The following is a 23,963-nucleotide window of genomic DNA, read 5'->3' as shown; positions in this document are numbered from 1 at the left end:
TCCGGCCAACGACTGGAGTTCATTGGGCTTACAGGTTCAGTTAGGCCACCTTGCGCATCGAAGGCTGCGTCAGGCGACGGCCAGTTGCTGTGATCATGCCCGCCGCCCCATCGAGCCAGCCGGGCACAAGCTCCAGCGCCAGGAAACGATCTCGCGCAAAAGGACCGGGCATCACCAGATGCGCTGTTTTGCTGGCGAAAAAGCCAAAGCGCTCATAGTAAGGCGCATCGCCCACCAACAACACGGCACCATGGCCACGGTTTTTGGCTTCCATAAGCGCTGCCCGCATCAAGGCCGAGCCGATGCCTTTGCCTTCATGGGCGCAATCGACCGCCAAAGGCCCAAGCAACAGCGCATCAATTGCGTGCCCTTCAGCATTGACGCCCGCTTCAATATTCCACAGCCGCACGGTGCCAATCACATGGCCCTTGCGATCACGTGCCACCAGCGCCAGACCTTCCGCAGGAATGCGGCCACGGCGGATTTTTTCCGAGGACTTCTTGGTGCGATCTGCGCCCATGACGCGATCCAGCAGCGTTTCACGCGCCACAACATCGGCGGCGTTTTCAGTGTCGATTTTAAAGCTTGGCTGCGCAAAAAAAGCGCGCACGGCATTCAGAACAGCGGCCATAGTGACCTCCTATCCACGGGAGTTTCCAATATTTTGTTGTTTTTTCCGTGCCGGTTTCAAACCGGCACGGCTGGAATCATCCGAGACAAGCTCAGATGATATAGGCCTTCAACGGATCAAAGCCGTTAAATGCCACCGCCGAATAGGTCGTGGTGTAAGCACCCGTGCCTTCGATCAGCACTTCATCGCCAATGGTCAGGGTCAGCGGCAGCGGATACATGTTCTTCTCGTAGAGAACATCAGCGCTGTCGCAGGTGGGGCCTGCCAAAACGCAAGGCTCCATTTCGTCACCATCACGCTCAGTGCGGATCGGGTAGCGGATCGCTTCGTCCATGGTTTCGGCCAGACCACCAAACTTGCCGATGTCGAGGAACACCCAGCGGTGTGCATCATTGTCGGACTTCTTGGAGATCAGCACCACTTCGGCCTTGATCACACCGGCATTGCCCACCATGCCGCGACCGGGTTCAATGATGGTCTGCGGAATGTTGTTGCCGAAATGCTTCTTCAGCGAGGCATTGATGGCCTGACCATAGGCTTCCGCCGATGGGATATCACGCAGGTATTTGGTGGGGAAACCACCACCCATGTTGACCATTTTCAGCGTAATGCCCTGCTTGGCCAGCTGCGCAAACACGCGCTTGGCATCGCCAAGGGCTGCATCCCAAGCATCAACCTTGGTCATCTGCGAACCAACGTGGAAAGAAACCCCATAGGATTCCAGACCCTGTTGGTGAGCATAAACCAGAACGTCAACCGCCATCTGTGGCACGCAGCCGAACTTGCGGCTGAGCGGCCATTCAGCGCCTTCACCATCGGTCAGAACGCGGCAGAACACGCGGGCACCGGGAGCGGAGCGGGCGATTTTCTCGACTTCTTCATGGCAATCGACAGCAAACAGGTTGATGCCGAGCGCATGCGCGCGGGCCACATCCCGTTCTTTCTTGATGGTGTTGCCATAAGAAATGCGTGCCGGTGTTGCGCCAGCGGCCAGCGCCATTTCGATTTCAGCCACGGAGGCGCAATCGAAATTGGAGCCGAGCGAGGCCAGCAGCGACAGCACTTCCGGCGCAGGATTGGCCTTAACAGCATAGTAAATGGCGCTATCGGGCAGCGCATGGCGGAATGCGCCGAAATTGTCACGCACGACATCAAGGTCCACGACAAGGCAAGGGCCTTCTGGACGGTGGGTGTTGATGAAGTCACGGATGCGAGCGGTGGTCATCGGCTGATCCCTTCCATATTCCAAAGGTTACCGGTGCTGTATAGCAGCGCCAGATGGACAAAGTGCGACAGACACTCACTCGGAACCAGTCGGTGGAGACACTGGTAACGTGTAAGCGAATGAACGCGGAACGGTGGATAAACGCCCTCTTGCCTGAGAGCATATTATCCGCTTTGTCTGCCATGGATTGGAGGGAGACCCTACCGCACTTCCGGCAATGATGGTGTGCCTCTACAGTTATCCCGGCTGATGGAAAGCCGGAAGAGACTAGAAAGGCCCGCACCGTCGTTGCTTCAAGATGTCCTCGCATTTCCCGGATGGCCGAGATAGCGACTGGAGGGGTTAATTCCAGGTACCTTACCGATTTCCTCACCAAATAGAGGGTCGGCGGACACCCACAGGCACGTGCGACTTTGGGCAAGGAGGGATGTATGAAAACACGCCGTCATAATCAAGCGTTTTTTGCAAGCCCGCATATTTTTTTATTGCCGGTTTTTTTGGGGCGTGAAAGTTGAACGATAACGCGCTATTGTTCACCCGTTGCGCAAAGATTTGGAGATCACCTTTTGGACACCCTCACCCGTATTCGTGCGTTTATTGACGTTGTTGAAGCCGAGGGATTTTCAGCGGCGGCCCGAAAGACCGGGCGTTCTAAAGCCTTGTTATCCAAATATGTTCGGGAACTGGAAGATGAATTGGGCGCGCTTTTGCTCAACCGCACCACCCGTCAGTTTTCCATGACAGAGGCCGGACATACCTATTTTCGCTCTGCCGCCGACATTTTGAAAGAGATCGACAACCTCGCTGATCTGGTGCGTGAGAACAATGCCGATATTCGCGGCAAAATTCGCATCACCGTGCCGCGCAGCTTCACCGATGCCGAAGTGGGGCAATCCCTGATCGATTTTGCGCTGGAGCACCCGGACCTTTCCATCGAAATTGCTGCCGAAGACCGATTCGTTGATTTGATCGAAGAAGGCTTTGATCTCGGCATTCGCGTGACCAAGCTGGATGATTCGGGCATGATTGCCCGCAAGCTGGCCGATTTCAAAATCTATGCCTGCGTCAGCCCCAAGCTTTTGGAAAAATACGGCCCCCTCAATCACCCGCAGGATCTTGCCAATATCCCCATGCTGATTGACACCAACAGCCGCAGCCACAACAGCATTCGCCTGCAAGGACCAACCGGAGACGCCTTCACCGTTAATATTTCCGGCCCGCTGGTGGTCAACAGTCCGCAAACCACCTTGCGCGGTGCGCTTTCCGGCTTGGGTGCCGCCATGCTGCCGGATTTTGTGGCGCGCTCCCACATTGAAAGCGGTGCCTTGATCTCTTTGTTTGAAGAATACATGCCCACGGGCCGCGGCATTTATGCCGTCTATCCGCACCGGCGTTATTTGCCTGCCAAGGTGCGTGCCCTGGTGGATTTCATGCACAATTGGTTCAAGCGCAATGGCCCCTGCACGCCCGGAGGCAACGGAACAGGTTCGTGATCAGGCACGCCCCATTTCTGTCCGATTGCTGAACCATAGACAGATAAACCAGCGCCATTGAAAATGAGATGATGAAAACTGCTCAAAAACTGCTCGTCACTGGCCTGCTCTGCGCCAGCGCCTCGTCTGCTCTCGCGCATCCGCATGTGTTTGTTGATGCCCGGCTGGAGGTCGTGGCTGGCCCCGACAATACAGTCAAAGAACTCCGCAACACCTGGCGTTTCGATGAAGTCTTCTCCTCAAGTGTGCTGATGGATTTTGACAAAAACGCCGATCTGAAGCTCGATGCCAGCGAGCTGCACGATATCGCCAACACCATCCGCTCATCGCTGGGCGATTACGGCTATTTCACCTTCATTACCGCCAGCGGTGCCACCATCAAGGCGGCCAAGCCACAGGTGTTCAATGCCGATTACAAGAACAACCGCTTGCTGGTGTATTTTATCACCAAGCCGGAAAAGCCCATTCCCATCAAGGGCAATTTGAGCTTTGGCGTGCACGACCCAACCCTCTACACCGCTATTGATTTCAAAAGCGACAGCGATCTGGTGGCAACCGGCGACGCCTTTAAAAAATGCAAGCATACCGTGGTGCGCCCAAACCCCAATGACGTGATCAAGCAAAATCAGGCCAGCCTGACCGAAGCCTTCTTCAATGATCCAACCGGAACCGATATGGGCAAACTCTATGCCACAAGGCTTGATCTGGCATGTTGAGGCTTGGGTTTGATATGATTGGGCGACGGAGCCAGGATAGACCACACGTTTCTCCATTAAAATATCTGCCCTTCCTCAGCTTTGCACTCCTCCTTATGCCCGCCTTGGCCCATGCCGGATCACCGCTGGGCATTGGCACATCCGAGCCATCTTTCCAGATGAATGGCCCGCTGGCCCCGGTCATGCTGTGGATCAACATTCATCAGGAAGAGTTTTACCGCACACTTACCGCCGCCCTTCGCGACATGCGCGAAAATACCCATGCGCTGTGGACGCTGATTGGCCTGTCCTTTGCATATGGTGTTTTTCATGCCGCAGGCCCCGGCCATGGCAAAGCGGTGATCTCATCTTACATGATTGCCAATGAGCTGGAGCTGAAGCGCGGCATTGTCATCTCCATCATCTCGTCTTTGCTGCAAGGTTTTGTTGCCATTGCAACGGTCGGGGTTATTTTTCTCACCCTGCGTGGCAGCGGCATTACCCTCACCGAAGCCACCAACACCATGGAAACCGCCAGTTTCGCGCTGGTGGTGCTGTTTGGCCTTTGGCTGCTGTGGCGCAAGCTGCGCGAGATCTGGCAAAGGACACGGCTTGAGCCGGTCATCATTGCATCGGGACCAGCGACAGCCAGCCTGTTTGGCGATGCGCCAGTTTCAACACCGCAAACCAGCCACAAAACCGGCCCGAAAACCGGCTTACGCTTTCAGGCAGAAGGGCTGGACCACGACCACACATCGCTGCGACATGGCGAGGTTTGCGTCGATTGCGGCCGCAGCCATCTGCCCGATCCCAGCATGGTCAGCGCCGAAAACTTCAACCTGAAAGAGGCATGGTCTGCCATTATGGCCGTGGGCCTTCGGCCCTGTTCCGGCGCTTTGCTGGTGATGACCTTTTCCATGCTCAACAGCCTCTATCTTGGCGGCATCCTCTCTGTGTTTGCCATGGCAGCGGGCACGGCCATCACCGTATCCGCGCTTGCCATCATCGCGGTCAGCGCCAAGGGGCTTGCGGTGCGTATCGCTGGTCCCGGCTCGAAGGCCGGGCATCGGGTTGGCACGGCCATTGAGCTGGGCGGTGCCGTGTTTGTGATTGTGATCGGCAGCCTGCTTTTGGCGGCCTCATTGCAAGGCTATCATATGTCGTCCTTGTGACGCCGCTGATAGCGCGCCCGCAGCCAGAAGATCATAAAGAACGACAGCAGGATCAATGAGCCAATTGCCGTTGCCAGAAGGGGCGAAAATTCGCCAATCCACAGCACCAGCTTTGGCAGAAAATACATTGCAAAACCAAAGCCGAGAATAATCAGGCCCGCTGCAATGGCAGAGTTTTTATCTTTTGGTGTCATTGCACAGCCTTCGCGCCAAGCGCGGTTCGAATATCTTCCAGCCGTTGTTTTTGCTGGCCCTGATCATCAAAATTCTGCGGATCAAGCCAGGCCTCAAAGGCAGCTTTCAACAACGGCCACTCACCATCAATCATCGAAAACCATGCCGTGTCGCGGTTTTTGCCCTTGGAAATCACATGCTGGCGAAACACCCCTTCAAAGGTAAAACCGTATCGAGCCGCCGTGATCTTGCTTGGCGCATTTTCATTGTGGCATTTCCACTCATAGCGGCGATAGCCCAAATCTTCAAACACATGGCGCGCCAGCAGATAATGCGCTTCTGTTGACAGTGGTGAGCGCTTCATGGCCGGGCCATGGGCCACAGACCCCACCTCCACCACGCCGTTTTTCGGATCAGGCCGCATCAGGCTGGCCATGCCCACAAGAGCATTATCGGCTTTATTGCGAAACACATGGGTGATCAGGCTGCCGCTGGCATTGGCACCTTCCAGCCAATCGCCAAAGTCTTCAACACCCTTGAAATCATCATTGGGGAAATAGCGGATCAATGCGTTGACGCCCGCATCGCCGCCCAAACCATCCCAGAGCGATTGCAGATGTCGATCGCGCGCAAAGGGCTCAATCACGATGAAACGCCCCTCAAGCGTCACCGGAGCCGGGGCCGGAACCTTGTAATTGCGCAGATCCTGCATGAAACAATCCTCTCTCTTCATAGATAGATGAGTAGGACGGCGCGGGCGCGAAGGCAAAGGAAAATCGATGCCACGCGCCCGCAAATAAAATTAAGCTGGCTGCCCCGCCTTGGCCGCAGCAACAGTTGCCTCAATATGGTCAATCAGACCATCGGCCAGACCCAACCGCCCGGCCAGAAGATCAAGATAACCGCGCTCGGCGCGTGTATCCGGCTCGATTGTCAGGCGCGATGCGGTGTAAAGCTCAACCTTTTGCTCTTCACTTCGGGCCGCATTGACCAGCGCATCAAGATCGGTCGGGTTGGCCAGTTCCTCGGCAATGAAGGCTTCGGCCTCTGCGCCCAGCTCTTCGACATGCAGCTTTTCCATGATGTTGGCCCGCTCCTCGGCATCAATATGGCCGTCGGCCTTGGCAGCGGCAATCATCGCCTTGATCAGAGTCAGGGCAAAATCATTGCTCAAGCCCGTATCGGTGTTGAACGCCGAGCCTGCGGGCGGCGCTGGCAGTTCTGGCAAGGATGGAATGTTTTCAGGCGCTTGTCCGCTTTTATAGCTGCGATAGGCTTGGTAGCCCAAACCGGCAATCAAGGCGAGACCACCGATTTTCAAGGCACCGCCTGCAATCGAGCGTCCGGTTTTGGTGCCAAGCAGCACCGAGGCCAATGCTCCGGTTTTCCATGGGTTGGCCTTGGCCATGTTAATGGCGTCGCGTCCTTTTCCGCCCACGGAGCCGCCAAGCCCCGGAACTTTTGATCCCAAAAACTGCTCCAGCAGCTTCTTTGCGTCAAACATCCATGTCTCCTCAACCATTGTCTCTGAGCAAGACATAGGAACGCCCGCAGCCTCTCCCAAGGTGCGGGCGTCACTTTTTAGCAAAAGGCGAAGATCAGCCCTTAAGGGCGCAAGCCTCAGAAGCAAGCTTGGTGATGCCAGCCCAATCGCCAGCCGCCACCAGATCCTTTGGAGCAACCCAGGAGCCGCCGACGCACACAACATTGGGCAGGTTCAGGTAATCCATGGCGTTTTTCAGCGAAATGCCGCCGGTTGGGCAAAACAGCGTACCCGCCAGAGGTGAGGACAAAGATTTCAGATAGGCCGCACCGCCCGCCTGTTCGGCCGGGAAGAATTTCAGAACTTCATAGCCCTTTTCGCGCAGGTTCATCACTTCGCTGGCGGTCGCAGCACCGGGCAAAAGCGGAATATCCGAAGCGTTAGCTGCGGCCAAAACTTCAGCCGTGGTGCCGGGGCTGACGATAAACTGCGAACCCGCTGCAACAGCGGCTTCATAATGGGCAGCATTGAGAATGGTGCCCGCACCCACAACAGCGCCTTCCACTTCGCCAGCTACTCGCTTGACGGCTTCAAGGGCAGCAGATGTGCGCATGGTGATTTCAATGGCCTTCAGACCACCGGCAACCAAAGCTTTCGCCAGCGGCACCGCATCGGCCACATCATCAATGATCAACACCGGCACAACCGGCTGAAGCTTGAGAACAGCCAGCAGTTTATCCGTCTTGGTAGCCATAGGATTTCACCCTTCAAACGATTGAATTTCACCCTGATTAGCGCGATAGGCTGCCTGTGTCGAGGCAAATGCGCGCACCCCACCGCAACAAAGCACGAAGAATTAAGGGAACTATTGCCATAAAACGGCAATTCTATAGACTAACGTTAGGGAAGCGGGAAAAAGCGCGTTATGGCCAAGGAAATTGAACGTAAATTTCTGGTTCGCAGCGATGTCTGGCGCAAACATGTCAGCCAGTCCTCACGCCTTGTTCAAGGCTATATCCTGTCGGAAACCGACAGGTCTGTGCGTGTGCGCATCAAAAACGACAGCGCTGCCACGCTCACCATCAAAATCGGTCATGTCGGCCTGACCCGTGATGAATTTGAATATGACATTTCAATGCAAGATGCGCAGGAAATGATCGAAAAAGCACTTGGCCGCGTGATTGAGAAAACCCGCTACAACGTGGAGTATGGCGGCTATCTCTGGGAAGTTGATGTGTTCGAAGGGGCCCACGCAGGTCTTATTGTGGCAGAAGTTGAGCTGGAAGACGCCAGCGACGACCCTGCCCTGCCGCCATGGATTGGCAAGGAAGTGACGGGCGACAAGCGCTATTCCAACCAATGGTTGGCCATGTCGGCTCCCAGGGCGGCAAGGCGCAATGACCTATCAGTTAAGGCCTGAAAACGGGCTGATCATCAGCGCCAAAGCCATCTTGCATGAACAGTTGATGGCGGCAGCCGCTGTTCTGGAAAATCCGCCAAATGGTGTTGATGATGCCGTGCATCGGGCTAGGCGGCGACTGAAACGCGCCCGTGCGCTTTACCGTCTCATTGCCGCCGCAGCACCTGATTTGCGCAAAAGTGAAAACATCCGTCTGCGCGACATTGCCAGGCAGCTTGCAACCTTGCGTGACGCATCCGCATTGATCGAATCCTTGCGCTATCTGCAATCCTTTGCTGACAATGAGGATGAACATCAGGCTTTGCAGCGGGCCTTGTCAGTACTCGATATCCAAACGGCTGAAAGCACGGACAGCGCCGAGCAGACAATGCAAAATGCAGCCGCCGCCTGCCGCAATGCCGCCGATCTGTTGCATTCCACCGACATTCCCCTTCGTCGCGCAAAAGCCGCGCGCATTGTGCAAAAAGCCTGGAAGAAGCTGCTGGCAAGAGCACAGCAAGCCATTTTGGCCTGCGAAGAGGGCCTTGAGGCAGAAAGCTTTCACGATCTTAGAAAGGCCACGCAGACCTATTGGATGTATCTGTCCTTGCTGCGCGGCCTTTGGCCCAGTGCGTTTGCGCTCAAACGCCAAAGCGCCAAACAACTGGCCGACGTGCTCGGCCATGAAAACGATCTTGCCATGTTGTCTGCTGCCATTGATGCGCAGGCGGCGCGCTTTGATAGCGCCGAAACCCTATCGCATCTGCTGGGCCTGATTATCCGCAGACAGCAAGCCCTGCGCGAGGAGGCGCTGGTTGCGGCCAAGGCCCTGTTTGGCGATGACATTGGGCTGGAACCTGCGATTATCGCCCAGCTTTGGCGCTTGAAAGTGGATGACGCCACGATAACAGAATGACTGTGCCCGATGAGCCGTGCTGAGCGTCTTTTAACCCTGTTGCAGGTCTTACGTCGTTACCGCCAGCCGGTGCGTGGCCAGACGCTGGCCGATGAGTTGGGCATTTCTATCCGCACGCTGTATCGCGATATTGCCAGCTTGCAGGCCCAGGGCGCTGATATTGAAGGCGAGCCGGGCCTCGGCTATGTGCTGCGCCCCAGCTATATGCTGCCGCCCTTGATGTTCAGCCGGGATGAAATCGACGCCCTGGTGCTTGGCGCGCGCTTCGTTGCTCAACGCACGGACGACCAATTGGCCCATGCGGCCCGCGATGCCCTGGCAAAAATTACCGCCGTTCTACCACAGGATTTGCGGCAAGCCTTGCAAGACACCGCAATGATTGTTGGCCCCAGCAATTTCGGTCAAAATGCAGCCCCCAAACAACAGCCTGTCGCTCTTGCCGATTTGCGCGAGGCCATCCGCCTCGAGCGCGTTTTGCGCATTTCCTATCAAGATGGCAGTGGCACGCAAACGCTGCGCGAGGTCTGGCCCTTTGCGCTCAGTTTCTTTGAGGGCGCGCGGGTGCTGATGGCGTGGTGCTGTTTGCGGCAAAGCTTTCGCCATTTCCGCACAGACCGCATTCTGGAATGCCAGATAAAGGATGCGCGTATGCCAAAACGGCGGGCCGTGCTTTTGAAACAATGGCATTTGGAAAATGCGATACCAGAGCGGCTCTTCTAACCACTCCTGCCATTTTTTGGCAGGAGTGTGGATTACACCTTGGCCGTCAACCAAGGAGAGACACCATGACACCGACAATGACCATTCTCTACGTCAACAGCCCCGAAGCCAGCGCTGCATTTTATCAAAAGCTCTTCAATCTGGCGCCGGTTGAAATCTCACCCACTTTTGCGATGTTTGTGTTGCCAGGCGGTCTGGTGTTTGGCCTGTGGTCGCGCCACACGGTGGAGCCTTCGGCGACCATGACCGGCGGCGGCTGTGAAATTGCCATTCGTGCGTCCGCAAGCTCTGAGGTGGACACCCTTCATGCGCAGTGGAAAGCCATGAATGTTTCCATTCTCCAGCCACCAACCGATGCCGAGTTTGGCCGCACCTTTGTGGCCGTCGATCTGGACGGCCACCGGATCCGGGTTTTCACGCCGCCTGCCTGATCACGATTGACTTGACAAAACTCAAAGCAACGTCGTCATGCTAAAATCAATTGATTCTGAGCGAAAGAGGCAGTATTTCGCAGGTCATGACAGATGATCTTCAAATCCCACGCCATGAAGAGGGCGGCACCTTTTGTGTGGCCGCGCTCTATCATTTTGCCTCTTTCCCACGGTTCGAAAGCTTCCGTGAGCCTCTGCTTGCGCTCTGCAAAGAGCAGGGCATCATGGGCACCCTGCTTTTGGCGCATGAGGGCATCAACGGCACTGTGGCGGGCTCCGATGCGGGCATTGCCAATATGCTGGCATACTTGCGCGCCCAGCCGGAATTTGCCGCCCTTGAGCACAAAGAAAGCCGCGCCTCCAAAATGCCTTTCCTGCGCATGAAGGTGAAGCTGAAAAAAGAGATCGTCACCATGGGTGTCGAAGATATCGACCCCAACAAGATCGTCGGCACCTATGTGGACCCGAAAGATTGGAACGAGCTGATTTCCGATCCTGATACCATTCTGATCGACACCCGCAATGATTATGAAACGGCGATTGGTATTTTCCGCGGTGCGGTTGATCCCAATACCAAAACCTTTCGCGAGTTTCCCGATTGGGTGAAAAACAATCCCGGCCTGCACAACAAGCCGAAAATTGCCATGTATTGCACCGGCGGCATCCGCTGCGAAAAGGCCACGGCCTTCATGAAGCAACAGGGCTTTGAGGATGTTTACCACCTCAAGGGCGGCATTTTGAAATATCTGGAAAACGTGCCGGAAGAAGAAAGCCTGTGGGACGGGGCCTGCTTCGTGTTTGACGAGCGCGTCTCTGTGACCCATGGCCTGAAAGAGGGCAACCACCTGCTCTGCCACGCCTGCCGTCATCCGATTACCGAGGAAGATCTGGCCTCACCACATTATGAGGCCGGTGTCTCCTGCCCCAATTGCTATGAGACCCGCACGCAGGCCGATCGTGATCGTTATCGCCAGCGCCAAAAGCAGATTGCCTTGGCAAAACAGCGTGGCGAAAAGCACATCGGCAGCTAAAAATGCTGCGGCCTTCACGCCGCAGCAGCAAGATCCGGTTGCTCAAAGCGTTCAAATGCCGGGCGTGCGAACAAGTATCCCTGAATATAGCGCACGCCCATATCTTTCAGCACCACCAGCTCTTGAAGCGTTTCCACCCCCTCACACAAAGGCAGGATGCCAAATTCATTCAGCATCGCCAACGTGTGGCGCAAAACTACCCGCTTTTCCCGGTTTTGATCAATATTGCGCACCAGTTCCATATCCAGTTTGACAACATCCGGCTGAAATCTCGTCAGCAACGTCAAGCCCGCATAGCCCGCACCAAAATCATCAATCGCCGTCTTGAACCCCATAGCGCGATAGGCGGTGAGAATTTTCAGCAGATGATCGGTATCAATCTGCTCGCTCTCGGTGAATTCAAACAGGATGCGATCAAGCGGAAAGCCGACACGCTCGGCCGTTTCCAGCGTCGCACGGATACAGGCGCGCGGTTCATAGACCGCATTGGGCATGAAATTGATTGAGAGCTTGGCATTGGATGTTTGCAATCCTGTCGCCGCCAGTTCCAGCGCTTTGACGCGACAGCTCTGATCAAAAGCATAGCGGTTTTGGCTGTTCACCTGAGCGAGAATGCTGGATGCCCCTGCGCCATCCACGCCTCGAACCAAGGCTTCATAGGCAAAAACGTCGCCGCCGTGCAGATCAACAATCGGCTGAAATGCCATAGAAAAGGGTGTGGCAAAACCTGCGCCATCCCGACAACCTGCGCACGCTTTCATAGAACGGCCCCACCTGAAACAAGTGAAAGCCTATGCGACAATACTGAAAAAATTATTTCAAAGACTATGAATATTGAATGCAATGCGCCTTTTACCCAAAGCAATCCAAGGCATGATCCATACAAAAAGACCGGCACTTGGCCGGTCTCAGCTTATTGACAAACCTCTCGCTCGACGTTTCGTCACCCTCGGGCCTGTCCCGAGGGTCTGCCGTGACTGGATAAGCAATTGACTTTGCTTATGAAATTAGCGTGGTTAGATGCTCGGCACAGGGCCGAGCATGACGTCGAGGATAAATTTAGGGTTTGTCAGCAGTCTGAGACCGGCACTTGGCCGGTCTTTCGTTATCAGCTATCTGCAACCACTTACCAGGCAGGCACAACCGCGCCCTTGAACTTGGTGGCAATAAAGGCCTTCACATCCGCGCTATGGTAAGCCTCCACCAGCGTTTTGGCCCAAGGCTGATCCTTATCCTGATCGCGCACGGCGATGACATTGATATAGGGAGCCTTTTCGCCTTCACGGGCAATCGGGTCCTTGGCGGGATCAAGGCCAGCTTCCAGCGCGTAATTGGTGTTGATCACGGCAGCATCCACATCATCCAGCGAGCGTGGCAGTTGGGCTGCGTCCAGTTCGGCAAAGGTCAAGTGTTTTGGATTGTCCACCACATCGGCAGGCGTGACCTTCAGGCCAGCACCATCCTTGAACTTGATCAGGCCTTTGTCGGCCAAAATCAGCAGGGCGCGGCCGCCATTGGTGGGGTCATTCGGAATGGCAACCGAGGCACCATCCTTCAAAGCATCGAGGCTTTTGACCTTCTTGGAATAGATGCCCATGGGGAAGTTAACGGTCTTGGCAATGCTGACCAGCTTGAAACCGCGATCCTTGACCTGATTGTCGAGGTAGGGCTGATGCTGGAAGGAATTGGCCTGCAAATCACCGTCAGCCAAAGCCTGATTGGGAATGACATAATCGGTGAATTCAATGATGTCGATGTCGAGGCCCTTGGTCTTGGCCACCTTCTTCACTTCTTCCATGATCTGGGCGTGTGGCCCTGCGCTGACGCCAACCTTGATGGTTTCCGCAAATGCGCTACCAGCCGATAAAATAGCAGCAATCGATGCTGCAAAAAGCAATGTCTTCATGGGTCTCTCTCCTTTGAAATTATAATTGTATGTGCGTCAGCCCTTACGATGGCGCTTGTCGAAGTGTCTTGCCAGCGCATCGCCAAAGCTCTGCACCACCTGCACCAGCACGATCAGCAGAATCACCACCGCCGCCATGACTTCGGGCATAAAGCGTTGATAGCCATAGCGAATGCCCAGATCACCAAGCCCTCCGCCACCAACGGCACCGACCATGGCCGAATAGCCGATCAGGCTCACCGCCGTCATGGTCAGCGCCATGATGATGGCGGGCATGGCCTCGGCAATCAGCACTTTGCTGACAATCTGCCAGCGCGTCGCCCCCATGGCGCGGGCCGCCTCAATCAAGCCACGATCGACCTCGCGAATGGCGGCCTCAATCAGCCGTGCCACAAAGGGAATGGTGGCAATGGTCAACGGCACAATGGCGGCATTGGTGCCAATCGACGTGCCCGCCACCAGCCGGGTGAAGGGAATAATTGCCACCACCAGAATGATAAACGGCGTGGAGCGGGTGGCATTGACAATCAGGCCAACCACGCGATTGGTCACAGGTGCTGCAAACAGCTCACCCTTGGCGCTGTTGGCCAAAAACACGCCGATGGGCAGACCAATCACCGTGCCAATAAAACCGGCAATGGCCACCATTTGCACCGTCTGCCACAGAGCCTTGGACAGCAGCGACAGCAACATATCAAGCGCCATAGCCAAGCACCTCCGTTTTCAAACCGGTGCGGGCAAAAAACTGCTCGGCCCGCGCCAAAATATCAGCCGTTGCAGGATAGGATACCACCAGCGCGCCATAGGGCTCGCCAGCAATTTCATCAATCGTGCCCGCCAGAATATTGACCTCAACCCCAAGCTCGCTGATCAGACCCGACACCAGGGGCTGTTCCGAGGTTTCGCCAAAGAAGATCAGGCGAACGTAAATGCGCTCTGCCTCTTGCTGGCTGTCATGCAGACGGCTGGTGATCCAGATCGGCAATTTCGAGCCGGTGAGGCTGGAAAGCATCGCCTGCGTTGTCGCGTGTTGCGGCTGGGTGAAAACATCAAAGGTGCGGCCATTTTCGACAATCCGGCCCTTGTCAATCACCGCCACATGCGAGGCAATGGCCTTCACCACTTCCATCTCGTGGGTGATCAGCAGCACGGTCAAATCAAGATCGCGATTGATGGTTTTGAGCAGATCCAGAATAGACTGGGTGGTTTCGGGGTCGAGGGCCGAGGTGGCCTCATCGGAGAGCAGCAATTTTGGCTCGGTGGCCAGCGCCCGCGCAATGCCAACGCGCTGTTTTTGCCCGCCCGACAATTCGGCCGGATAGCGGCCCGCCTTGTCGCTCAGGCCAACAAGCTCCATCAGCGGTGTCACCCGCGCCTTTATCGCGGCGCTTTTCAAACCGGCGATTTCCAGCGGCAGGGCGATATTGTCATAAACCGTGCGCGACGCCAGCAGGTTGAAATGCTGAAAAATCATGCCAACCGAGCGGCGCAGCGAGCGAAGACCGGCTTCATCCAGGCTTGCCACATCGACATCGTCCACCAGCACTTTGCCGGATGAAGGCAGCTCCAAACCATTGACCAGACGGATCAAGGTCGATTTTCCGGCACCGGAACGGCCAATAATACCAGTAATCGCGCCTTTTGGCACGGTGAGATCAACGCCATCCAGCGCCGTGAAAGCCGATTGCCCATCACGCCCGCCAAATTGCTTGGTAACACTTTCAAAGGCCACCATGCTGTGAGAAGCGAAGGTGTGCGGATCAGGTGTGGCAGCGAGCGTCATCGAACGAACTCCTTCAAGGAGCGTTTCGGCTCAAAAGTCAAAAACATGGCATTCTTTCGGATAGATGCGCCACAGAACGTGGCTTTCAGGGATGAAACAGGCGCGAATTTACGACGATGGTCAGCGACACATTCGACGATTATCAATCCGCATTGTCATTGTTCATCTCGCTTTTCAAATCAGGCTCATTTAGCCTTTTGAAGGATGGCGACATTGAAACGGAATTAGCGACCAAAGCCGAGAGATATTTTTTCCTCCCGGCTGTCTTTTCTGCAAAATTTTGCTCTTTGCGTGACGCTTTTACTCAGCCGAGATTGCCGCCACCAAACAGCGAGGCCAAGGTGCCATACCATTTGCCGGATTTCTTCACGGTGCGTGTTTGCGTGTCGTAATCCACATGCACAAGGCCAAAGCGCATTTTATAGCCCTCTGCCCATTCAAAATTATCCATAAGGCTCCAGGCAAAATAGCCCTTCATCGGAAAACCATCGCCAATCAGATCAGCAACAATGCCAATGTGGTCCTTGTAGTAATCGAGCCGGGGCTGGTCATCAACCTCACCGTCTTCGACGCCCATATTGTAGCAGGCCCCATTTTCGGTGATGTAGCAGACCGGCAGAGTGTAGCGATCGTAGAGATTTTCCACCAAGGATTTCAGCGCAGGTGCATAGACCTCCCAGCCAATATCGGTTTTGACATCCGATACCGGTGGTGCGGAAACCGTTGCCGGAAATTCGGCCCCCTCTGTCGGGTCATTCGCAACCCGCATTGGCGTGTAATAATTCAGGCCCCACCAATCGAGCTTTTGCGAAATGATCTCCATATCGCCGTCTTCGATTTTTGGCATCCGGTCGCCAAGCGCTTCCATGAACTCTGCCGGGTATTCGCCCTTGAACACCGGATCAAAGAAAACGCCATTGTGAAACTGATGGGCGCGTTCCGCAGCCGCCTTATCTGCCGCACTGTCGGAGCCCGCAATCACCGAATGGGCATTCAGCACCAGACCGGCTGGCACCTGTGGTGCGACCTGGCGAATGGCATCAACACCCAAACCATGGGCCAGATTGGTGTAATGCAATGCGTGCAGGGCGGCATCCATATTGCGCTCGCCGGGCGCGTGAATGCCGTAAAGGTGCGACAGCCACACCGAGCACCATGGCTCGTTAAAGGTCGCCACTGCATCCAGCCGATCCCCCAGCCGCGCCATTACCAATTTGGCATAGCGTTGAAAGGCATAGGCCGTGGAGCGCGCAGCCCAGCCGCCGTCACCCATCAAGGCCAAGGGCAGATCCCAATGGTAGAGCGTGGCATAGGCCTTGATGCCGCGATCTTTTAGCCCATCCACCAGCTTGTCATAGAAATCCAGACCGGTTTCATTCACCCGGCCCGTGCCATCCGGGATAATCCGCGGCCAGGCAATGGAAAAGCGATAGGCGGACACACCCATATCCTTGATCAGATCCAGATCAGCTTCCCAGCGATTGTAATGATCACAGGCCACATCGCCATTATGCCCCTGATAAACCCGCCCCGGCATATTGGAAAACGCATCCCAGATGCAGGCTTTGCGGCCATCGGCTTTGGTTGCGCCCTCAATCTGGTAAGCGGCCGTGGCCACGCCAAACAGAAAATCTTTGGGAAAACGAGCGGCAAGAAGCTTGGGATCGGTCATCTGGAACTCCCGTTAAAGCATGTCGCGTTTCATTGTCCTCAATGAAACGATAACGCACATGCAACACAATAAGACCTAAAGCCTGTCGCAGTTAATCCTATTCACTGCGACAGGCTTTAGGGTCAATCGACAGGCACAATTTAATATAGAGAGCGGTTTAGACCAATGCGGTGGCATGGGGAAGAAAAAACCACCGCAAGCGCAGCCTGTTCTCTCCCCATGCCGATATCAGATTCCGGGCCTTAAACTTTCACCCAAGCGCCATTCTGCTTGGACGATTCAATACAGGCGGTCACAAAGGCCACACCCTTCACGCCATCATCCACGGTTGGATAAACAACCGCTGGATCGACCGCGACACCAGACTTGGCAGCATTGATCGCTTGGGCTGCCTCGCTATAGATGGTCGCAAAAGCTTCGAGATAGCCTTCCGGGTGGCCGCCGGGAATGCGGGTGACGCGGCTTGCCGCGCTTCCTGCTCCGGCACCGCCACGGGTGATCAACTGTTTTGGCTCACCCAGTTTGGTAAACCACAGATAGTTGGGATCGGCTTGAGTCCATTCAATCCCGGCTTTGGTGCCATAGATGCGCACTTTCAAGCCGTTTTCATTTCCAGTAGCCACCTGACTGCACCAGAGCAGACCTTTGGCACCGCCCTCAAAGCGCAGCATCACGTGGGCGTTGTCATCCAGTCTGCGGCCATCCACAAAGGTGTGCACGTCTGCGGCCAGTTCACGCAGGGTCAAACCCGAGATGAAGCAGCCGAGATTGTAGGCGTGGGTGCCAATATCACCGGTCGAGCCGCCAACGCCCGATTGAGCCGGATCGGTGCGCCAGACGGCCTGTTTTGCGCCTTGCTGTTCTACGGGTTCGGCCAGCCAATCTTGCGGATATTCCATCTGCACCAGCCGGATATCGCCCAATTCTCCGCTTTGCACCAGCTCGCGCGCATGGCGCACCATGGGATAGCCGGTGTAATTGTGGGTGAGGATAAACAGCGCCTTGGCCTTGTCGGCGACCTCTTTTAGCTTTCTGGCGTCCTCCAGATTGGAGGTCAGCGGCTTATCGCAGATCACGTGAATACCGCGCTCCAAAAAGGCTTTGGCAGCGGCAAAATGCACGTGATTGGGCGTGACGATGGATACGGCCTCAATGCCATCGGGCCTTGAGGCCTCTTTTTCCGCCATTTCTTCAAACGATCCATAGCAGCGCTCAGGATCAAGACCGAGATCGCGGCCAGACGCTAAGGATTTTTCTGGCGTTGAGGACAAGGCCCCCGCCACCAGATCATAATGATCATCCAGCCTTGCTGCCATGCGGTGCACAGCACCAATAAAAGCCCCTTGCCCGCCACCCACCATGCCAAGGCGGATTTTTGGGGCGCGTTGTTCGGATTTGCTTGCTTCGATTGTCATTGGAATGTCCTCCTCGAGGTCTGAGATACCCCCTCTGGCTGCCGCCATCTCCCCCACAAGGGGGGAGAAACCGAGCTGCAACCTTGTGCCTGATATAAAAAGACCAGCCGCCGGGTTAAGCCCCTCCCCCTTGTGGGGAGGGGTTGGGGAGGGGTCTTTTCCGTTTTGTTAAAGCCCCAACATCCGCCGATTGGCGGCATCATCCGTGCCACTCGATGCAAAGTCGTCAAAGGCGTGTTCCGTCACCCGAATAATATGCGCCTTGACGAATTCCGCGCCTTCGCGCGCGCCATCCTCTGGATGTTTCAACGCGCATTCCCATTCCACCACGGCCCAGCCGTCAAAATCATTGGCGGCCATTTTGGAAAAGATAGCGCCGAAATCCACCTGCCCATCGCCCGGCGAGCGGAAGCGGCCAGCGCGGTTGACCCAGCCCTGATAGCCGCCATACACGCCTTGACGGCCTGTGGGGTTAAACTCGGCATCCTTGACGTGGAACATCTTGATACGGTCTTTGTAGATATCGATGTTGTCAAGATAATCGAGGCATTGCAGCACGTAATGGGAAGGATCGTAGAGCATATTGGCACGGGAGTGATTTTTGACCCGCTCCAGAAACATCTCGAATGTTACGCCATCGTGCAGGTCTTCACCGGGGTGAATTTCATAGCAAACGTCCACGCCCTGCTCATCGGCATAGTTGAGGATCGGCAACCAGCGCTTGGCCAATTCATCAAAGGCGGTTTCTACCAGACCCGCTGGCCGCTGCGGCCAAGGATAAATATAGGGCCAGGCCAGCGCGCCAGAAAACGTCGCGTGGGCCGCAATACCCAGATGGTTGGAGGCCTTCAGCGCATATTTGACCTGTTCCACCGCCCATTCCTGCCGAGCTTTGGGGTTGCCGCGCACTTCAGGGGCCGCAAAGCCATCAAAGGCTTCATCATAAACGGGATTAACGGCCACCAACTGGCCTTGCAAATGGGTGGACAGTTCGGTGATTTCGACACCGTTCTGGCGCGCAATACCGGCCAGTTCGTCACAATAATCTTTGGATTCGGCCGCCTTTTTCAAATCGATAAGCTGGCCTGCCCATGTGGGCACCTGCACGCCTAGATAGCCCTTTTCGGCGGCCCATTTGGTAATAGAATCCCAGGAATTAAAGGGGGCGGCATCGCCCGCAAACTGGCCCAAAAACAGACCGGGGCCCTTGATCGTCTTCATATGCATCTCCTCCAAAATGATACTGAAACGTTACAGGTGGTGTATTCAATTCTCTCGACGCTGTGAAGCGGTTTTGTGGTCACGAAGGTGAAAAAGAAAAAATCGCCGCTGAAAAGCGGGCAAAGGCAAAAAGCTGGCGGGGCAAATACCTTCCCCCGCCAACGACTGCAAGTTGATTAAACGTAGCGATTGACCACGTTTTCCAGCCATTCCTGCTGGCCGGACACTGGCTGCGGATTGATATTGTCCTTCTCCACGCGCGCGGCAATGCTTTCCAGCGTGCCATTGGCCAGCATGTCCTTGGCACTATCGCTGTTCCAGCCGCTGTAGCGCTTGTCCAGCGGTGCAGACAGAGCCTTGTCCTCCACCATTTTGGCAGCCGCCTTCAGGCCACGCGCGCAGCAATCCATGCCGCCGATATGGCCGATCAGCAGATCCGCCGGATCAATCGACTGGCGACGCAGCTTGGCATCAAAATTGGTACCGCCTGTGGTGAAGCCACCGGCTTGCAGCACCTGATAATAGGCCAGCGCCATTTCCGGCACATTGTTGGGGAACTGGTCGGTATCCCAGCCGGATTGGTAATCGTTGCGGTTCATATCAATCGAGCCGAAAATGCCCAGTGCATTGGCCAGCGCCAGCTCATGCTCAAAGGTGTGACCGGCCAAAATCGCATGCCCCTGCTCGATATTGACCTTCACTTCCTTCTCAAGACCATAATTCTTGAGGAAGCCATAAACCGTGGCCACATCATAATCATACTGGTGCTTGGAAGGTTCCTGCGGCTTTGGCTCGATCAGGATCGCGCCCTTGAAGCCGATCTTGTGCTTATACTCCACCACCATGTTGAGGAAACGGCCCATATGGTCCAGTTCCTGCTTCAGGTCGGTATTGAGCAGGGTTTCATAACCTTCACGACCGCCCCAGAGCACGTAGTTTTCGCCGCCGAGTTTTTGGGTGGCGTCAAGGCAGGTCTTCACCGTGGCGGCTGCAAAAGCAAACACATCGGGATCAGGATTGGTGGCAGCGCCCGACATATAGCGGCGGTGCGAGAACATGTTGGCCGTGCCCCACAGCAGTTTCACGCCGGTGTCAGCCTGCTTTTGGGCGAAATAATCAACGATCTCGTTGAGGTTCTTGGTGTTTTCCGCAAAATTGGCACCTTCAGGGCGCACATCGGCGTCGTGGAAGCAATAGTAAGGCGTGCCAAGCAACTGAAAGAATTCAAAGGCAACATCGGCCTTCAATTTCGCAGCCTTCATGCTGTCTTCAAACCACGGGCGTTCAAACGTGTTGCCGCCAAACGGGTCGGTGCCCGGCCAAACAAATGTGTGCCAATAGGCGATGGCAAAACGCAAATGGTCTTCCATCCGCTTGCCCAGCACCACTTCATCGGGATTGTAGTGGCGAAAGGCCAGCGGATTGGTGCTGCCCTCGCCTTCATATTTGATTTTGGTGATATCGCCAAAAAAACCTGTACTCATGGGTATTCCTCCTGATTTTAAACTCTCTTGAATTGATGAGTGTGGCCGTCCTGCTCATGCTTACTGAAGCCCAGCGATTCCCAGAACACGGGTGCAACAGCCGTTCCGGCATGAACAAACAAAGGCCGATGAAAAGACAGGGCGTGATCCAGCAAAGCTTTCGCCAAAATACGCCCGATCCCCTGGCGTCTGTAATCGGGATGCACATAAAAGCGACGCATGCGCAGCGCGTCTTGATGCGCCGGATCAATCGTCACCCCGCCAATGGCCACAAGCATGTCGCCTTGGCAGCCAGCCATTAACATTTCCCCTAAACGGTCAAACCGAAACCCGTCATTCCACTCTGCAACAAGCCTTGCAACATGAGAAAAACCCTCTTGCTGCGCCAACAACTCGAGGTCGTTGACGTCAACGGGCAGGATGTCTTCTATACGTTGCAAAACCAGCGTCATGGCCAATCCCCAAACAGATCAAAGCGACTTGATCGCTGGATACAGCGCCCGATAGCGCTGATAGGCCGCCTCATAGCCCTCTTGCAAAGCGGATACGGGTTCCACCACCGCTTCCGTCACAGGTGCCGAGCAGACGGAAACCGGATCAGCCCCTGTTGCTGCAATCAGCCCCAGGCGGGCGGCACCAAAGGCTGCACCAAAATCGCCGTCGGCTGGCACATCCACCGGAATGCCAAGGGCTGTGGCAATGGATGCCAGCCAATAGCGCGAGCGCGAACCACCACCGATGGCGGTGACGCGCGATAGTGATGTGCCTGCGGATTTCAGCGCTTCAAGGCTATCGCGAATGGCAAAGCTGACGCCTTCCAGCACGGCTTGGGTGAGCACGGAACGAGAGGAATCATGACCAAGGCCGATGAAGGCACCCCGGATCGCCGCATCATTATGGGGAGTACGCTCGCCGGAGAGATAAGGCAGGAAGGTCACGCCAGTGGGTGCCTGCAACTCATTCCCCAGTTCTGCGGTCAGATTGCCCGCCGATTGGCCGCTAATGCCGGAATACCAGTTGAGCGCATCGGTGGCCGACAAGATCACGCCCATCTGGTGCCATGTATTGGGCAGCGCATGGCAAAAGGCATGCACGGCACTTTCCGGCTTGGGCAGATAGGAGCCATTGGCGGCAAACAGCACGCCCGATGTGCCAAGCGAGACAAAAGCGTGGCCTTCGGCCACCGTACCCATGCCGCAGGCAGAGGCCGCGTTATCGCCAGCGCCACCCGCCACCACAACATTGCTACCAAGGCCCCATTTGCTCGCAAGCTCGCTGCGCAATGTGCCCGCCTGCGCGGTGCCTTCCACCAGCCTCGGCATCTGCTGTTCGGAAAGAACCGTCGCATCCAGAAGCTCTTTTGACCAAGCCCGCTTGCCGGTATCCAGCCAGGACGTGCCCGCCGAATCCGACATGTCAGAGAGATATTCTCCCGTCAGCCATAGCCGCAGATAATCCTTGGGCAGCAGCACCTTGGCCACTTTGCCGAAAATCTCAGGCTCGTTGTTTTTCACCCACACCAGCTTGGGCGCAGTGAAGCCCGGAAAGACGATATTGCCGGTCAACGCGCGAAAGCGCGGATCGGCATCCAGCATGGCTGCCTCCTGATGGGAGCGCGTGTCATTCCACAAAATGCAGGGGCGAAGCACCTGATCTTGCGCATCAATCAGCGTTGCGCCATGCATATGACCGGACAGGCCGATACCCTTGACGGCAGCAAGCTCTTTGGGAAACTGCGCTTTGAGGCCAGCGATTGCCTCTTCACAGGCCGAAATCCAATCCTGAGGTGCCTGCTCCGACCAGCCAGAATGCGGCCGCGAGACGGTGAGCGCGCCGTGGCCAGAGCCGATCACCTTTTGGTCGCCGTCCATCAACATGGCTTTGACACCCGAGGTGCCGAGATCCAAACCGAGATACATGATCTATTCCTCCATCACCTGCCACACGTTAAGGCAGGTTATCCTTCAAAAATATGTCGAGCCGAATACGCTCTTGGGCTGCCACCACGGCCGCACCATCGGCCTTGGCCTTCAGCACCCGGATGGCGCTTCGCACCTCATGGCCGGCATCCTGATTGAGCACCGCATCCATCAACCCCCTCTCCAGCGCTGCCCGCGTCGTCTGCGTCAGCTCATGGGCAATCACCGCAGGGCGCTTGCTGGCCTCCAACGTCTCCAGCGCCCGCACCAGACCACGGTTACCGGCACCCAGACTGTAAAGCCCAAGAATGTCATGGCTTGCGAATTGCTCGCGCAACAGTGCCTCCACCCGGAGCGGATCATCCAGCCCTTCCAGTACGGGCAGCAGTGTGAGCGATGGAAATTCTGCCGCCATCACCGCACAAAAACCCTCAAAGCGCTCGCGATGGTCGCGCACCAGCATGGAGCCTGCCAAAATGGCGACAGAGCCTGAGCACCCGCTCAGAAAACGCCCCAGCAAGCTTGCCGCCGTGCGGCCCGCTGCAATATTATCAATGCCGGCAAAATGATCGCGCTCGGAGCTGGAGAGATCAGACACCAGTGTCACCACCGGAACGCCTGATTGGCGAAGCTGTGCGACCGCTTCTGCAACTTCGGGCGCATCCACCGCCACCAGCGCAACACCGGCGGGGCCGGTTTCAGCCACCTGTTGAAGGGCAGCCACAAGAGCCGCCCCATCAAAGGCGGGCACATCGACAATATCAATACGGGTCCGCTCCACCCCTGCCCGGCTGGCGGCATCCAGCACCTGGCTGCGCAATTCTCGCATGAAGGAATTGTCGTTGGCGGGCAAAATGAAGGTGAAAGGATAAATTCGGCCCTTGGCCAGATTGGCCGCCGCCACATCGCGCACAAAGCCCAGGGCTTCCACCGCCGCTTCCACCCGCGCCCGTGTTGCAGCACGAACGCCGGGACGCGCGTTTAACACGCGATCCACCGTGGCGAGGCTGACACCGGCATGAGCGGCAATGCTGTGAACGGTCGGTTTCATCACCCCTCCTTGAGCGCAACATCTCCTTTAAAGGAGAACGCAAACCACGTAAACGGTTTTTTGATGTACGTACCTCAGATTTATGAAAAAAGAAGCCGCCGCATCGGGGGGAATGCGACGGCTTCTCCACGGCGGTGGATTT

At 56.0% G+C, this 23,963-nt stretch carries 25 protein-coding genes; 8 read left to right on the top strand and 17 right to left on the bottom strand.

Annotated elements, in window-relative coordinates:
• Positions 1-40 precede the first annotated feature (40 nt).
• Together E6C51_RS14950 and odc2 are read right to left on the bottom strand one after the other, a co-directional pair.
• Positions 41-631, bottom strand: a complete 591-nt coding sequence (locus E6C51_RS14950; protein WP_190236543.1) for a GNAT family N-acetyltransferase — start codon at positions 629-631, stop codon at positions 41-43.
• 91 nt (positions 632-722) lie between these two features.
• Complete coding sequence (odc2, locus tag E6C51_RS14945; RefSeq protein WP_146936698.1) at positions 723-1,856, bottom strand: ornithine/lysine decarboxylase; 1,134 nt, start codon at positions 1,854-1,856, stop codon at positions 723-725.
• A gap of 566 nt (positions 1,857-2,422) precedes the next feature.
• Between odc2 and E6C51_RS14940 the strand changes: the two genes are divergently transcribed.
• The 3 genes from E6C51_RS14940 to E6C51_RS14930 all read left to right on the top strand — a co-directional run bounded on the left by E6C51_RS14940 (position 2,423) and on the right by E6C51_RS14930 (position 5,216).
• Complete coding sequence (locus tag E6C51_RS14940; protein WP_146936696.1) at positions 2,423-3,349, top strand: LysR family transcriptional regulator; 927 nt, start codon at positions 2,423-2,425, stop codon at positions 3,347-3,349.
• Positions 3,350-3,420: 71 nt separating this feature from the next.
• Positions 3,421-4,065 (top strand): DUF1007 family protein, encoded by a 645-nt coding sequence (locus E6C51_RS14935; protein ID WP_146936845.1) that lies wholly within the window; start codon positions 3,421-3,423, stop codon positions 4,063-4,065.
• Between the two features lie 95 nt (positions 4,066-4,160).
• On the top strand, positions 4,161-5,216 hold the full coding sequence (locus tag E6C51_RS14930; protein ID WP_230987339.1) for a nickel/cobalt transporter: 1,056 nt from the start codon (positions 4,161-4,163) through the stop codon (positions 5,214-5,216).
• On the opposite strand, the gene E6C51_RS14925 is transcribed toward E6C51_RS14930, so the two are convergent.
• From E6C51_RS14925 to E6C51_RS14910, 4 genes are all read right to left on the bottom strand, one after another.
• Entirely contained in the window at positions 5,198-5,410 is a 213-nt protein-coding gene (locus E6C51_RS14925; RefSeq protein ID WP_146936692.1) for a hypothetical protein, read from the bottom strand. The genes E6C51_RS14930 and E6C51_RS14925 overlap by 19 nt on opposite strands.
• On the bottom strand, positions 5,407-6,102 hold the full coding sequence (locus tag E6C51_RS14920) for a GNAT family N-acetyltransferase (protein ID WP_190236541.1): 696 nt from the start codon (positions 6,100-6,102) through the stop codon (positions 5,407-5,409). Before E6C51_RS14920 ends, E6C51_RS14925 begins: the two co-directional genes overlap by 4 nt.
• Before the next feature lie 90 nt (positions 6,103-6,192).
• Positions 6,193-6,894, bottom strand: coding sequence for a tellurite resistance TerB family protein (locus tag E6C51_RS14915; RefSeq protein WP_190236540.1), 702 nt, complete (start codon positions 6,892-6,894; stop codon positions 6,193-6,195).
• A gap of 94 nt (positions 6,895-6,988) precedes the next feature.
• Positions 6,989-7,627, bottom strand: coding sequence for a 2-dehydro-3-deoxy-phosphogluconate aldolase (locus E6C51_RS14910; protein ID WP_190236539.1), 639 nt, complete (start codon positions 7,625-7,627; stop codon positions 6,989-6,991).
• Positions 7,628-7,798: 171 nt separating this feature from the next.
• On the opposite strand from E6C51_RS14910, the gene E6C51_RS14905 reads away from it, so the two are divergent.
• The 5 genes from E6C51_RS14905 to trhO all read left to right on the top strand — a co-directional run bounded on the left by E6C51_RS14905 (position 7,799) and on the right by trhO (position 11,370).
• Complete coding sequence (locus E6C51_RS14905; protein WP_190236538.1) at positions 7,799-8,293, top strand: CYTH domain-containing protein; 495 nt, start codon at positions 7,799-7,801, stop codon at positions 8,291-8,293.
• Positions 8,271-9,188 carry a CHAD domain-containing protein gene (locus E6C51_RS14900; protein ID WP_190236537.1) on the top strand — a complete coding sequence of 306 codons (918 nt, stop codon included), beginning with the start codon at positions 8,271-8,273 and terminating at the stop codon, positions 9,186-9,188. The genes E6C51_RS14905 and E6C51_RS14900 overlap by 23 nt, the downstream gene beginning before the upstream one ends.
• Positions 9,189-9,197: 9 nt before the next feature.
• Positions 9,198-9,908, top strand: coding sequence for a helix-turn-helix transcriptional regulator (locus E6C51_RS14895; protein ID WP_190236536.1), 711 nt, complete (start codon positions 9,198-9,200; stop codon positions 9,906-9,908).
• 65 nt (positions 9,909-9,973) lie between these two features.
• Entirely contained in the window at positions 9,974-10,339 is a 366-nt protein-coding gene (locus E6C51_RS14890; RefSeq protein WP_190236535.1) for a VOC family protein, read from the top strand.
• Positions 10,340-10,425: 86 nt separating this feature from the next.
• Positions 10,426-11,370: an oxygen-dependent tRNA uridine(34) hydroxylase TrhO gene (trhO, locus tag E6C51_RS14885; RefSeq protein WP_190236534.1), complete on the top strand. Its 945-nt coding sequence runs from the start codon at positions 10,426-10,428 to the stop codon at positions 11,368-11,370.
• A 14-nt stretch (positions 11,371-11,384) separates the two neighbouring features.
• Here the strand turns inward: trhO and E6C51_RS14880 are convergent, their stop codons facing one another.
• From E6C51_RS14880 to E6C51_RS14830, 11 genes are all read right to left on the bottom strand, one after another.
• On the bottom strand, positions 11,385-12,131 hold the full coding sequence (locus tag E6C51_RS14880; protein WP_190236533.1) for an EAL domain-containing protein: 747 nt from the start codon (positions 12,129-12,131) through the stop codon (positions 11,385-11,387).
• Between the two features lie 365 nt (positions 12,132-12,496).
• Positions 12,497-13,276: a MetQ/NlpA family ABC transporter substrate-binding protein gene (locus E6C51_RS14875; RefSeq protein WP_190236532.1), complete on the bottom strand. Its 780-nt coding sequence runs from the start codon at positions 13,274-13,276 to the stop codon at positions 12,497-12,499.
• Between the two features lie 36 nt (positions 13,277-13,312).
• The gene (locus tag E6C51_RS14870) at positions 13,313-13,981 is read right to left on the bottom strand and encodes a methionine ABC transporter permease (protein ID WP_146936669.1); all 669 of its coding nucleotides are present in this window, start codon (positions 13,979-13,981) and stop codon (positions 13,313-13,315) included.
• Complete coding sequence (locus E6C51_RS14865; protein WP_190236583.1) at positions 13,971-15,011, bottom strand: methionine ABC transporter ATP-binding protein; 1,041 nt, start codon at positions 15,009-15,011, stop codon at positions 13,971-13,973. The genes E6C51_RS14870 and E6C51_RS14865 overlap by 11 nt, the downstream gene beginning before the upstream one ends.
• 352 nt (positions 15,012-15,363) lie before the next feature.
• Positions 15,364-16,731: a GH1 family beta-glucosidase gene (locus E6C51_RS14860; protein ID WP_190236531.1), complete on the bottom strand. Its 1,368-nt coding sequence runs from the start codon at positions 16,729-16,731 to the stop codon at positions 15,364-15,366.
• A gap of 242 nt (positions 16,732-16,973) precedes the next feature.
• Entirely contained in the window at positions 16,974-18,146 is a 1,173-nt protein-coding gene (locus tag E6C51_RS14855; protein ID WP_190236530.1) for a Gfo/Idh/MocA family protein, read from the bottom strand.
• Positions 18,147-18,314: 168 nt separating this feature from the next.
• Entirely contained in the window at positions 18,315-19,367 is a 1,053-nt protein-coding gene (locus tag E6C51_RS14850; protein ID WP_146936663.1) for a sugar phosphate isomerase/epimerase family protein, read from the bottom strand.
• 176 nt (positions 19,368-19,543) lie between these two features.
• Positions 19,544-20,851 carry a xylose isomerase gene (xylA, locus tag E6C51_RS14845; RefSeq protein WP_190236529.1) on the bottom strand — a complete coding sequence of 436 codons (1,308 nt, stop codon included), beginning with the start codon at positions 20,849-20,851 and terminating at the stop codon, positions 19,544-19,546.
• A gap of 17 nt (positions 20,852-20,868) precedes the next feature.
• Positions 20,869-21,303: a GNAT family N-acetyltransferase gene (locus E6C51_RS14840; protein ID WP_190236528.1), complete on the bottom strand. Its 435-nt coding sequence runs from the start codon at positions 21,301-21,303 to the stop codon at positions 20,869-20,871.
• A gap of 18 nt (positions 21,304-21,321) precedes the next feature.
• On the bottom strand, positions 21,322-22,770 hold the full coding sequence (xylB, locus tag E6C51_RS14835) for a xylulokinase (protein ID WP_190236527.1): 1,449 nt from the start codon (positions 22,768-22,770) through the stop codon (positions 21,322-21,324).
• 28 nt (positions 22,771-22,798) lie between these two features.
• Positions 22,799-23,821, bottom strand: a complete 1,023-nt coding sequence (locus tag E6C51_RS14830) for a LacI family DNA-binding transcriptional regulator (RefSeq protein WP_190236526.1) — start codon at positions 23,819-23,821, stop codon at positions 22,799-22,801.
• Positions 23,822-23,963: the final 142 nt, after the last annotated feature.

Origin of the sequence: Gillisella terrae (assembly GCF_004801395.1) — a bacterium.
Lineage (GTDB): Bacteria > Pseudomonadota > Alphaproteobacteria > Rhizobiales > Rhizobiaceae > Allorhizobium > Allorhizobium terrae.
Note: the sequence above shows the minus strand (reverse complement) of the source record. Positions and strands in the feature narration are given on the sequence as shown.